Annotated in this window: 14 protein-coding genes; all 14 read right to left on the bottom strand. The window is 41.1% G+C overall.

Features of this window, described 5'->3' with window-relative positions; genetic code table 11:
• Window positions 1–93: 93 nt before the first annotated feature.
• The 14 genes from IGI38_RS00885 to IGI38_RS00820 all read right to left on the bottom strand — a co-directional run bounded on the left by IGI38_RS00885 (window position 94) and on the right by IGI38_RS00820 (window position 12,641).
• Window positions 94–789, bottom strand: coding sequence for an N-acetylmannosamine-6-phosphate 2-epimerase (locus IGI38_RS00885; RefSeq protein WP_438725633.1), 696 nt, complete (start codon window positions 787–789; stop codon window positions 94–96).
• Between the two features lie 155 nt (window positions 790–944).
• The gene (locus tag IGI38_RS00880) at window positions 945–1,622 is read right to left on the bottom strand and encodes a ribulose-phosphate 3-epimerase (protein ID WP_438725631.1); all 678 of its coding nucleotides are present in this window, start codon (window positions 1,620–1,622) and stop codon (window positions 945–947) included.
• A gap of 29 nt (window positions 1,623–1,651) precedes the next feature.
• Window positions 1,652–2,527 carry a class II fructose-bisphosphate aldolase gene (locus IGI38_RS00875; RefSeq protein ID WP_438725629.1) on the bottom strand — a complete coding sequence of 292 codons (876 nt, stop codon included), beginning with the start codon at window positions 2,525–2,527 and terminating at the stop codon, window positions 1,652–1,654.
• Between the two features lie 17 nt (window positions 2,528–2,544).
• A complete protein-coding gene (locus IGI38_RS00870; protein WP_438725627.1) occupies window positions 2,545–3,255 on the bottom strand; it encodes a GntR family transcriptional regulator in 711 nt (236 codons plus the stop codon).
• 182 nt (window positions 3,256–3,437) lie between these two features.
• The gene (locus tag IGI38_RS00865; RefSeq protein ID WP_438725625.1) at window positions 3,438–4,478 is read right to left on the bottom strand and encodes a zinc-dependent alcohol dehydrogenase; all 1,041 of its coding nucleotides are present in this window, start codon (window positions 4,476–4,478) and stop codon (window positions 3,438–3,440) included.
• Window positions 4,479–4,504: 26 nt separating this feature from the next.
• Window positions 4,505–5,353, bottom strand: a complete 849-nt coding sequence (locus IGI38_RS00860) for a PTS system mannose/fructose/sorbose family transporter subunit IID (protein WP_438725623.1) — start codon at window positions 5,351–5,353, stop codon at window positions 4,505–4,507.
• A gap of 117 nt (window positions 5,354–5,470) precedes the next feature.
• Window positions 5,471–6,238 (bottom strand): PTS mannose/fructose/sorbose/N-acetylgalactosamine transporter subunit IIC, encoded by a 768-nt coding sequence (locus IGI38_RS00855; protein WP_438725621.1) that lies wholly within the window; start codon window positions 6,236–6,238, stop codon window positions 5,471–5,473.
• Window positions 6,239–6,250: 12 nt separating this feature from the next.
• Entirely contained in the window at window positions 6,251–6,724 is a 474-nt protein-coding gene (locus IGI38_RS00850) for a PTS system mannose/fructose/N-acetylgalactosamine-transporter subunit IIB (protein ID WP_438725619.1), read from the bottom strand.
• Window positions 6,724–7,149 carry a PTS sugar transporter subunit IIA gene (locus IGI38_RS00845; protein WP_438725617.1) on the bottom strand — a complete coding sequence of 142 codons (426 nt, stop codon included), beginning with the start codon at window positions 7,147–7,149 and terminating at the stop codon, window positions 6,724–6,726. Before IGI38_RS00845 ends, IGI38_RS00850 begins: the two co-directional genes overlap by 1 nt.
• A gap of 327 nt (window positions 7,150–7,476) precedes the next feature.
• Complete coding sequence (locus IGI38_RS00840) at window positions 7,477–8,298, bottom strand: serine hydrolase (protein ID WP_438725615.1); 822 nt, start codon at window positions 8,296–8,298, stop codon at window positions 7,477–7,479.
• 124 nt (window positions 8,299–8,422) lie between these two features.
• A complete protein-coding gene (locus IGI38_RS00835; protein ID WP_438725612.1) occupies window positions 8,423–9,355 on the bottom strand; it encodes a zinc-ribbon domain-containing protein in 933 nt (310 codons plus the stop codon).
• A 222-nt stretch (window positions 9,356–9,577) separates the two neighbouring features.
• Window positions 9,578–10,624: a serine hydrolase gene (locus IGI38_RS00830; RefSeq protein ID WP_438725610.1), complete on the bottom strand. Its 1,047-nt coding sequence runs from the start codon at window positions 10,622–10,624 to the stop codon at window positions 9,578–9,580.
• 167 nt (window positions 10,625–10,791) lie between these two features.
• On the bottom strand, window positions 10,792–11,619 hold the full coding sequence (locus tag IGI38_RS00825) for an ABC transporter permease (protein WP_438725607.1): 828 nt from the start codon (window positions 11,617–11,619) through the stop codon (window positions 10,792–10,794).
• Window positions 11,619–12,641 carry an ABC transporter permease gene (locus IGI38_RS00820; RefSeq protein WP_438725605.1) on the bottom strand — a complete coding sequence of 341 codons (1,023 nt, stop codon included), beginning with the start codon at window positions 12,639–12,641 and terminating at the stop codon, window positions 11,619–11,621. The genes IGI38_RS00825 and IGI38_RS00820 overlap by 1 nt, the downstream gene beginning before the upstream one ends.
• Window positions 12,642–12,651: the final 10 nt, after the last annotated feature.

The following is a 12,651-nucleotide window of genomic DNA, read 5'->3' as shown; positions in this document are numbered from 1 at the left end:
CGTCATTTAATAAAAAACAGGAGCTGTAGAAAAATTTTGTCACAGCTCCTGTTTCCAAACAAACGGTGCTCCACCTAGTTTCTTATTCACTTTCTATTTCAACAAGTCTGTAAATCGTTTCGTAATCTCTTTTGGTCGAGTGATCGCACCGCCTACGACGATCCCGCTAACACCCATGGCTTGTATTTTTTTTGCTTGTTCAGGTGTATGTATCTGTCCTTCAGCGATGACTGGTAATCCCGCAGCTACTAACTTTTGGATCAATTCATAATCTGGACCTTGGTTTTTGTGCTTCGCCGTTTCCGCAGTATAGCCACTTAACGTTGTTCCAATAAAATCAACACCCGCCTGATACGCATTTATCCCTTCTTCAAAGACAGCAATATCCGCCATCAATAATTGCTCAGGATAATTCTTCTTGATTTGCTGAATGAACTGATTGATAGTTAGTTCGTCATGACGTTTACGGAGAGTGCAATCCAACGCAATTACTTCTACTCCCGTTGCCATCAACTCATCAACTTCCTGCATACTAGCAGTGATAAATGGTTCTTCTGGCGGATATTGCTTTTTGATCAAACCAATCATCGGCAAATCTACTACCGCTTTGATTTCTTGGATATCCCGCACAGAATTCGCTCGGATCGCTGCTGCACCGCCTTCCTTCGCTGCTAGTGCTAACAATGGCATGACTCCGCCATTCTCAGTATATAAAGGTTCACCAGGTAAAGCCTGACAAGAAACGATCAAGCCGTCCTTTATTCTTGTTAAAAATTCTTCCTTTGTCATTTGCTTCGCTCCAATCCACTCGCTTGACCTCCAACTTTCAGGTCACTAATAAAAGATTAACACGGCAAAAAAAATCTGTATAGACGACCTACTTATCTTGTAAAACAAAAAAATCTTGCCCTAAGATGAAGGCAAGAAGGTTTTGATTATTTTATTTACTTTTCTTTCATCGAGACCAAGCTTTGCTTCAGATCATCAGCCTTTTCTCCATAAGAACCTGGTTTAGTATTGAAAAGTGCGGAGGTTCCGACAACATAAATAGTGGCACCGATTTTACTGATAGCCGCAGCCGTTTCTGAATTGATATTGCCATCAACTTCAATAATGGGGCTCACCTTTTGCATTTCAAGTTGACGATTCAATAATTCGAGCTTCTCTAAAACCGGCCACTGAAATTTTTGCCCAGCAAATCCCGGATTGACTGTCATCACAAGAATCAATTCGATAACTGCTAGATAAGGAAAGATATTTTCGATCGGCGTTTCAGGATTGATTGCGATTCCTGCTTTCAGACCGTGATTATGGATCTTTTTCACTAACGCTTTCGGATCTTCAGTCGTTTCGAGATGGAAGGTTAAATAATCCGGAGCCAACGGCGCGAACATCTCAATATATTTTTCTGGATCAACACAAGCCAAATGAATATCTGTGATAAATTTCTCAGTCTGAATAATTGGTTCCAATACATACGGAGCCATCGCCAGATTATTAACATAGACACCATCCATCACATCGCAATGCAGCCAGTCAATCCCCGCCGCGTGCAATTCTTGTAATTCCTGCCCCAACGCTAATTGGTTCCCACACATAATCGATGCTGCAATCTTCTCCATCTTTTCTCCTCCATCAAATTGGCTTAGAGCTAAGGGTTCATAAAAATTTCCATCGCTGCTTTCACATTGCTTTTCATAGCTGCGGTCGCATTTAATGAAAGTTCATCAAAGAAAACAGCCTCGCCAGAAAAGTTTTCCAGCTCTTCTTGTAGAGCCTTGCCGGCCGCCTTATTCATGTAGGTGTAATAATTGATCTTGCAGATCCCGTTTTTTATAGCTGTTCGATAATTCTCTTCCGATACACCAGAACCGCCATGCATTACAAAAGGCACATCAATCTTTTCTTTAATTTGAAGAATTCGGTTTAAATCCAGCTTCGGTTCTTTCAAATAGACGCCATGGACCGTCCCAAACCCGATAGCTAAACAATCAACGCCGGTCTCTTCCACAAACACTTTGGCTAAATCAGGATCGGTATAAACATCCTCCAAGTCTTCATAGTCTTCACTGGAATCAGACCCTCTTCCTTCTCCGCCGCCTATCGCTGACGTGAAAATACGGCCTAACTCGGCTTCGACACTTACGCCGGCAGCATGAGCGATTTTTACGATCTCCTTAGATTCTGCTAAATTGACTTCATATTCTTTGCTGGACGCGTCATACATCACAGAGGTGAATCCTAATCTAATCGCTTTGACACACATATCGAAGGACGCTCCATGATCCAAATGTACCGCAACTGGAACGTTCGCCGCAGTCGCATATTGAAGCATGATCGGACCAATCTCTTCCAATGAAATCAGATTTTCATGTACCTCCGCATGCTGCAAAATCACTGGAGAACCCAGTTCCTCAGCCGCTTGAATGACTGCTCGAATCGCTTCTAGATTGGGTACGTTAAAAGCCCCAACCGCATACTTTTTTTCTTTCGCATCCTTCAAAAGTTCACTTAATGTTACTAACATGAATCTTCCTCCTCGTTTTATTTGCTAAAACGATATTCAAGATTTGTTGAGAAAACATCGGTATAGACATATGAAAGTTCAATAGGCAGATCATTCCAATAAGCCATGTTGTTGACCACCATGACTACCGCAGGATTAGAAATATTCAAGTATTCGATTTCTGAGTAATTGGCCATCCGCGCACTTACTCGCTGACTAATAATTTCTGGATAGATCTCAAATTGGCTTAACACTTTCCAAAGAGACTTATCCGTTAAATCAAAAGAACCAATCTCCGGACAACGATTAAGCGGAATAAAGCTTTCGGACAAAGAATATACCGTCCCATCAACACTACGTAAACGTAAAAGATAGAAAACATAATCATTTTCCGCTATTTTTAGTTCCTTACTCAGTTTCTGATCGGCTTGAATCACATTTTTTTTCAAGACTTTAGAACTGATTTTCTTTTTACGAGAAACGATGTCTTCATAAAAACCAGAAATATGCATACTTGAAACGATCTTTACATCCCGATTAGGAATAATGAACCCTTTTCCTTCTATATAAGTAACAATGCCTTGTCTTTCCAATGATTCTAGAGCACGCTTTATCGTCGTTCTGCTCACGTCAAACGTTTCTGATAATTTGCGTTCACTGGGAAGTGGTTTTCCTTGACCACTCAACACTTTGGCTAAATTTTGAATATCATCGCTGATTTTTTTATACTTTGGAATAAACTCTTCCACGTAACTAATCCTCCCTTCACTCGTCTTGTCTTGGATAGGGAGATCATAAAGATTTCTATCAAAACAGACAGGTAGCCGCATACTAAATAATGTTTAAATCAAATGGATTTTCATTATTGATTATAACTGATTCTTACGCAACTACCTACCATACTCTAGTTGTCGCTGCTGCTTTTTTTACATCACGACTTAAATCTTACTACCACCCGATATTTATCTCCTTTGATCGCTGACTCAAAACCTGCCACCACGTCATCGAATGGAACGATTTCACTGATGAATGGCCGCATATCAATCACACGATCACTGATCATTTTCGATGCACGAATAAAGTCACGACTATTTGAATTGGCTGTACCAGCGATTGAATATCCGCCTTTATGCAGTTTATCTGGACTAAAGCTGACTGGCTCATCTGGATAAAAAGATGAATAAAGGATCAACTTCCCAGTATTTGAAACCAATTCAACTGATTCTTCAGCAACGCTATGAATCGGTGTCGTATCAAAGACCACATTCGCGCCTAAATTATGACTGATCTCTTTGACCTTAGCTGGAAGCTCCTCTTTCGAAGAGTCAATAATATAATGCGCTCCAATTTTTTTAGCTAATGCCAGCCGTTCCGAATTTAGATCACACGCAATAACTCTAGCACCGCTTTTCACCGCCAAAGCGACATGCAGCAAGCCCATGATACCGCAACCGATAACTACCACCAGATCCCCATACTGGATATCCGCTGTTTCACAACTATGAACGACACAGGATAAGGGTTCTGTTAATGCGGCCTCTTCAGGTGTAACCCCGAAGTAATGGAACAGATGCTTCGGTTCCACCAGCATATATTCCGATAGACCACCCATTCCTTTATGAGGAAGTCCCTCTAAATGTTTGCTGTGATTAAAATCTAAGCAGTTCTGTTCCTCGCCGCTTTTACAGAAGTCACAATCTCCGCAAGCAAGATTCGTTCCGAATACGACTTTATTACCAACCTGCCATTTCGTCTTGTCAATACTGCTTCCCAAAGCAACAATCTCCGCCGCGATCTCATGTCCTCCGATAAAAGGATAGTCGACTTTTTTTATTCCTGTATAGACTCTTTGTTCCCATGTACAAATGGCACAAGCCTCGATTTTTATCAGAATTTTATTTTCTGAAACCTCTGGCAAGTCGCACTCTTCGATTCTCAAATCCTTGATTCCATAAAAGACTGCTGTCTTCATCTTCCGTCTCCCTTCTCTACAATTGGCTAGAATATATTGAACGCTCCAAAAAGTACTCCAATAGCAACTAAGATCAACATCACTCTTGTTGATTTCATTTTTCTATTTTTCAGCAAGTATAATGTCAGCAAAGTTATTCCTAGTGGAAGGATACCCTTGAATAATTTATCCAAGATATCTTCCTGCAAGCCCAATTTCACCGCACCGACCTTAATTACAAATGGTGAGGAAACCGAAACGAAATTTGCCGTCAACGCCCCTAAAACAATCGCTCCCATAGCTGAGGCTCCCGTGATCAAATATTGAAGAATATTACTGCTCAAGATTTTTTCAATGCCTGCTTTCCCCATCTTATAGCCTTGCATCCAAACAAAATAAGCTAATGAAAACATGATGCCAAACATTAAGAGCCCGTAAACCACTGGCCCCATTAAATTTCCTTCCGCTCCTAAGCTTACTCCGAAGGCTAATAATATGGGTGTCAAAGTTCCTTGCCAAAGAGTATCGCCGATCCCAGCGAAAGGTCCCATCAAACCAGTCTTTATCCCATTGATCGCGTCGTCTGTGATGGGCGCACCATTCGCCCGATCTTCTTCCATAGCAATGACCATTCCACAAATAATTCCACCAAAATGTGGTTCCGTATTGAAGAAAGACATGTGCCGTTTCAAAGCATTTCGATACTCTTCTGGATCATCCGCATAGAGCTTTTTAATGATTGGACTTAAAGAGTGGACTAGTCCGGTTGCTTCTAATCGTTCATAATTGTAATTCGCGTGACTGAAAAAGGTCCAACGCCAGAAAGATCTGGTTACATCTCGTTTAGATAATTCTTTTTTTGGTTTTTGAATATCATTTTCTAATGATTGCTCCATTTTTTCCCCTCCTATTTCGTATTAAAGTAGTCATTTTTCTAAAAAGAAAAAGAATTATGATTCTCACTACGCTTACCATTCCACTAATGCGCAAAAGCCTATAGTGGAACTGGCACCTTAACTTAACCCGCCAATTTCAGTTCTTGGTGTGATCGTATAAAGATAAGCGATGATTGCACCTAAAACAGCAATAACGATGACATCTAAGCCCATATAGATCGACATGACGAACCCTAAAACAAAGAACAGCATCGTGTTCGGCCGATTGATCGAACGTAAATTCATTGCGATCCCTAATGCCGGTAATAAACCGCCGATTACTTGAAGCACATGTAACGGCGTACCTTCTAAATACCCAAGAATACTCGTTACCGCTCCTGCTCCATAATAAGCAGCCAATGTTACTGGAATTACACTAATTAAAAATAGAATGATTTGCGGTGGAACCACATGTAAAAAATTGATCCGATCAAGATTTCCATCATCTGCTGCTTTATCCGCCATGTGCACGAAGAAAACGTCGATCGTCATATGAGCGACCCAGATCACGGTGCCCAATAACCCGATCGGCATCGCAAGTGTCACAGCAGTTTGCGGATCTGCGCCAGAAGCAATTGCTAAAGCCGTTCCTAAAGTACCTGCCAAGCCTGGATCAACCGGAGCTGTTCCGCCGGCTGAAATAAATGCGATATACGGAAGCTGGATCGCTGCTCCAATAATGACACCTTGAACCGGATCCCCTAAAATAATGCCAACGACCGTTCCAGCAACCAATGGCTTTTGCATAAAAGAAATACTCCCCAGCAACGAAAGCCATGGTGTTCCTGTAACACCAAGATAGTAAACAACCCCAATTAAAATTGCTTGAATAAATGAAATTTCCATTTATACCCCTCCCTATGTCAATAATTTAGCTACATCTATCGCCTTGTCTTCTGCAATGATTTGAATCGTAACAGCCGCTCCATTATCAGTCAGTTGTTTCAGACAATTTTTTTCTTCTGTAGAAGCAGAAATATTCTTGTAGAATTTTGTTCTGCCTTCTTTTGCACCCATACCGCCAATATTCACCTTCTCTAACAAAATCCCCTGCTTCATCAGCGCAACATAGACTGCAGGCGACTTAGCTAAAATGATTACTTTATCTGTTGCCGTCAATTGTTTGATTGTTTCAGCGCCTTCGTCGATTCCAAAAACCTCTGTTTTGATATTCGCAGGTGCCACAGAAGTCACGATCATTTTCAAAAAAGTGTCATTCGCTGTCTCATCGTCTACAATAATAATTCGATTCGCTCCCGTGTAATTCAGCCATGAAGTCATGACTTGACCATGGATCAGGCGGTCATCGATTCTTGCCAATACAATACTCATTATTCTTCCCCTGCCTTTGCGATTAAATTGTTATACACTTCATTCAAGTCCTGCAGACTGTCTTTGCCGCTTTGAAGAGCAGCTTCAGCCAGCATTTCTACATCTGTTGAAAATTCACGATTCACTACGATCTCCAACAGCATCGCCATATTCACTCCCGAAAGCACTTTCATTTTGTTCGTTGTTAATAACTTCATTACTTCATTCCCAGGGGTTCCGCCATAAAAATCGACTAAAACAAGAACGCCCGCTCCCGTGTCCAATGCGTTTACCTTTTCCTGAATCTCCTCTCTTAATTGAACTGGACTATCTCCGTGGTATAAACCAACCGATGCTGAACATTTTACTTCTCCAGCAATAATAGCTATGGATTCCAAAAGTGACGTTCCTAAACTTCCATGAGTAACCACCAGTAAACCGATCAAACAAATCCTCTCCTTCCGAAAAGCCTTTGGTTCTAAAAAAGAGCCAATGGTTCTATTCACAAGATAAATATATATCCGTCCTTCTTGTTTGTCAATAACTTTTTTGAAAACACTTTCAAAAAAAGTGTCCTATACGCCGATTTAAAAGCCAGATACCTTATAGTATTTTTTCACGATAATAGCTTTTGTTTTTATATTCAGTTTTACAAATAATCATATTTTCACATTCTCTTTGATAAAAAATAGGTAGACCATTAAAAATCCCCATAAAAAAACGGTCCTGCTTTAGTTAACTAAAGCAAAACCGATCGTATTTCATTTGGCTTATTAATAAACTTTTGTCGCCGCTAATGTAAAATCTCCAATCGCATTTCTGATTTCTTCAGAATTTGTGCAATGATTCGAAAGAACCACGATTGCAAATGGATTGTCTTTTGAGAATACCAAACCGATATCATTTTCCACATTTCCGAGCTCACCTGTTTTATTCGCCACAAGGATATCTTCGGATAATTTACTAGGAATTTTCGTACGAAGCGTTTGTCCCTTCATGACAGCTAACATCATTGCTTGAGGAGCGGCTTCTTGCTGTTGATAAAGCCTCTTCAAAAATGACATACAATCATTTAACGATGTATAATTTTCTTTGCCTTGGCTGCGTGCCTCATCATCCAGCATCCTTCGTTCCAAATGAGTGTCTCGATAGCCTTGTATCTGGAAAAATTCATTCAATTCATCCATGCCGAAATGATCAATCAGAACATTTGCCGCATCATTGTCACTTTGCTGGATCATAGGTATTATCCAGTCATTGAGCGTCTGACCTTCGATTGTTTCGTTTAGATCAGCCTGAGTAAAAGCGTACTCCATAATAAATACTTTGATCACACTGGCCGAAACAGTTGGAGCAGAATTGTTACTGGAAATATCTTTGTTTTGTTTAAAATAGTGAACACCGTAGTAAACATGTTCAGCTTTTGTCGTTAATGGCGCTGTATCCAATTGCAGCTCTAGTTCACTTGATTGTTGTGTGCTGCTACTATCCGCAATCTCCTCACTTGATTCAAATATGGAACTCGCTTTTGGGTGAAGCTTTTTCTCGGTCGTTGCTGATGTGCTTTCTTGCTGTTGAGCAAAAAAAGTGTTCATCACTAAATATGAGGAGCCCGCTAATATAAGAAAAAACATCCCCATCAAAATAATTTTTGGTGTTCCCAATTTTTCTGGACTGGAATGTCTTCCCAAAAGGTTTCATCTTCTTTCTTTTACAATTTTAGGAAATCCAAACCTCATTGACACCATCATTTTTCGAAACACCATCAGTCAATGCCAAACGTGAAGAATAAGAGACATAGCCGTAATAAATTTGTGTACCACCATCATCCCAAGTAACCGTGATCTGGACATTAGGATTGATCAGCTTAGTATCTGGCATCTCATGCGGATACTGCTCATTCGTCTCGTAGCTTAGAACATCTCCGCTGGCATTCGTAATAGTCGCTTTCCCAAAATACTGAGTACCGTTCACGTTTTTCTGAGTCACACTGCCATTTGCACCGATCGTCAAAGCCGTTTGTCTTTGGCTGGATTGAGCGTAGTAAAAATAATAAGTATTCGCCCATTTCGCGTAATCACCACTAAAACCACTGGTACTTCCAGAAGTTTTCACGGCGGGACGGTCTTTTTCCTGAGCTTTTTGTGTCGCTGCTTTATCTTCTTCTTGCTTTAAACCCTCATCATTTTTCTCAGTCAGATCATCGACTTCATCAGCAATCGCTGAGAATTCACTTTTTCCTAAATCGCTCGCCGGAATGCGGCTCAGCTTCAGATTTGATTTTTTATAGTCACCGTCGATCGTTAATTCCTTGGCCTCAGCAATAATATCATCGTATTTACTAGTATCAACAGAAGTAGAGGATACTGTCGTTTCAGGCAGAGCCGCCTCATTATTCGAACGACCGGCTATAGCAAAACCAACACCTGCGACAACAGCTAACAACGCCACCCCAGCGATGATAAATGCCCATTTCGGAACACTAGATTTTTGAGAAGACGGTGTGTCATTCGATGAATGTTTCGTTTCTTGCAAATTCACTCCCTGACTTCTCTTGGGCAACGATGTTGTTTTAGCAAATTCATAACCGCAGTGCTCACAAAATAGTGATCGCTCGCTATTTTCTTCCCCACATTTTGGACATAGCTTCATTTTAAAAACCGCTCCTTTTTATTTATTCATAGAGAATAAACACTTTTTCTTGAATATATTTTATCATATAAGTAGTTTAAAAAATCACAATTATTCTTATCTGATGCCTCTTCTAACTTATTATCATAACGAATTCATTTCCATTGCGCCTATCATAGAATATCCAAACGATACTGAATAAAAAAGAACTTACCAGATTTCCTCCGGTAAGTTCTGCTTTAGCTATTTCAATTTTGTCGCTGCTAAACTAAAATCAGCGATCGCTGTTCTCGTTTTTACGATATCCGAAACCTCTTTGGTCAATACGACGATCGCAAATGGGTTATCTTCAGTTAAAACGAGCCCGATATCATTTTCGACATTTTGCTGTTCACCAGTGATGTTCGCTACCGCTACATCCTTCTGTAATTTTTGCGGGATTTTCGTACGAATCACTTGTCCCTTCAGCATCTCCAGCATCGTTTTTTGCGGCTCTTTTTTCCGATTGTCATAGATTTTCTTCAATAATTTCATGCAATCATTCATCGACGTGTAATTATCATCATCAGTGATTCGCACATTGATATCGACCATCCGACGATTGATTTGCGTATCGGAATACCCTTGTACTTTAAAAAATTCATTCAACTTATCCATGCCATAATGATCGATTAATACATTAGTAGCAGTAATATCATTTTGTTGAATCATCGGAGTCAGCCACTCCGACAATTTTTTATCCTGAATCTCCTGATTAGCGCCATCATTTTGGGCTAGCGCATAGTCCATAATGAAGAGCTCAATGACATTGGCTGCAATCGTCTGTTCAGAATTTTTACTTGAGAATTGCTGCTTGCTCTTGAAATAATAAACATCATAATAAACGTTGCCTGCGCTTTGCGTTAATGCCGTCGCATCCAATTTAGCGGTCGTTTTCTTTTTCGTCTTTGTTGCAGTCTTTTTCTCAGAACTTTCCTGCTTCTTACTTGTGCTAGATTCCTTTGTTGCTTTCTTTTTAGAAGATTCAGTCGTCTTTTTTGTTTTCGCCTTCTTTTCCGAACTCTTTTCTGTTTTTTTCTTAGCCGCCTTCTTCGTGCTGCTTGCAGCCGGCTTTTCTTTTGAAGTGGATTGACTTTCTTTGGCAGTAACTGTTTCTTTCGGTTTATCTTCTGAATAGTTCATAATATGCTTTACACCAAAATAAAGCCCGCCTGCCGCTAGAAGCGCCGCTAAACCAACAATGACATATTTGCTTTTAGATTTTTCATTTGGATCAGTATGTCTTCCCAAAATTTCACCTTCTTTTTCGTAAAACTGTGTCTTTTATTCAATAATAAGTTTATCACATTTCATTATTAAAATAATTTCTTTCGAAAAAGAATATATAATTTATAATCATTTGTTAGATTCAAAACAAAAAAGTCTGCCTCATGTAATTTATGAGACAGACCCTTCATCTATTTATTTTTGATTTTCGGATCAAGATAATCCCGTAGCCCGTCACCAACAAAGTTGGCACCGATCGACATAGAGAAAATCGCGATACCTGGGAAGGTAGAAATCCACCAATAGTTCATATTATTGACACCATCAGATACCATCGAACCCCATTCAGGCGTTGGCGGTTGTGTTCCTAATCCTAGGAAGCTCAATCCTGAGAAAGTCACGATCGCATTCCCGATATCCAAGGTCGCCATGACCAATAATGACCCTAATGCATTGGGGACGATTTCCTTGACCAATATTCGTAAATGGCTCGCCCCTAGAACTTTGGAGGCAACAATATATTCGTTCTCCTTCAAAGTAATCACGAGGCTTCGCATCAATCGTGCATAATTAGGCCACCAAATGATAGTCATCGCCAGTACTGAGTTAAAGATACTTGGGCCTAACGCAGCCGCAATTACCATCGCCAAAATCAGCGGCGGAAAGGCCGCGATCAATTCCGCGAAACGCATCATTATATCATCGACGATCCCGCCGATGTACCCAGCGATCCCGCCATAGATGGTGCCAATGACGATAGTGATACAGACCGTTACTAATCCAGCCGTGATCGACACACGACTCCCCATCAAAACGCGAGAGAAGACATCTCGACCTAGTTCATCCGTTCCAAGTAAATGACCGGATGACCCTGGTGCCAAAAAGCGCCCCATCATATCTTGTGCCAGTGGATTTTTTGGAACGATCAATGGTGCAAAGACCGCCACAATCACCCAAAGCGCACAGATGACCAATCCCAATTTAAATAAGAAGTTTTTTTGCTTCAGTAGTCGTTTCATCAGCTGTACCTCACTCTCGGATCAATGACTCCATACAGGATGTCAATCAAGAGATTCAGCAGCACGTTGACCATCGCGATCAGCAATGAAACGCCGCAGATCGCCGGAAAGTCCAGTGTTGTCGCCGAAAGATACGCGTACTGCCCGATCCCCGGCCACGAAAAGATTTTTTCAACGAAGACCATACCGCCCAGCAAGTTACTGAAGCCCATTCCCATAACAGTAATTACAGGAATCAAGGCATTTCCTAACGCATGACGCAAAACGATCTGACGTTGAGAGAGCCCTTTTGCTTTAGCTGTCCGAATATAATCTAAGGAAGAAACCTCCAACAGATTCGAGCGAGTCTGCCGTGAGATCAATCCCATGGTAAAGAACCCTAGAACGATCGCCGGCAGAATCAGGTGGGAGAGCGCATCATTCAACAGCGCCCAATTCCCGCTCGTTAAAGCATCCCAGACATAGAGACCCGTTCCTCCTGTTGGTGCCGAGATCCGGGAACTGACTCGTCCACCGCCCGGAAACAGCTGCCATTTAGAATAGAACAGCAACAACATGACTAACGCAAACCAGAAGTTCGGGATCGAAACCCCGCTGATTGAGATAGTACGGACTAGATAATCAAACGGCTTGTTGCGATAAACCGCAGAAATGATCCCAAACGTGATCCCGAATAAAACGGCGATCAGCATAGCCATGATGGATAGTTCCAAAGTCGCAGGGAAAAACTGTTTTAAATCACTGATAACAGGATTACCGGTGCGAATCGAAGTCCCTAGATCTCCCCGCAACAAGTTGCTCAGATAGATAAAGTATTGTTCCATTAACGGTTTGTCCAATCCCCAACGTGCTTTATAAGCCGCTACCGCTGCAGGATCGCTCATCGCATTTGGACTCATATTCGATGCAATTGGATCACTGGGAACGAGATGCGAGATCATGAATACTAAAAACGTCACCCCAATGATCAAAAAGCAGACAAATACTAAGCGCCGTAATAAAAACCTAGCCATATTCCTCATACACTTTTGC

It is taken from the genome of Enterococcus sp. AZ128, assembly GCF_051714485.1.
Lineage (GTDB): Bacteria > Bacillota > Bacilli > Lactobacillales > Enterococcaceae > Enterococcus_A.
The sequence above is the reverse complement of the archived record's forward strand: the minus strand, read 5'-3'. Positions and strand labels throughout refer to the sequence as shown.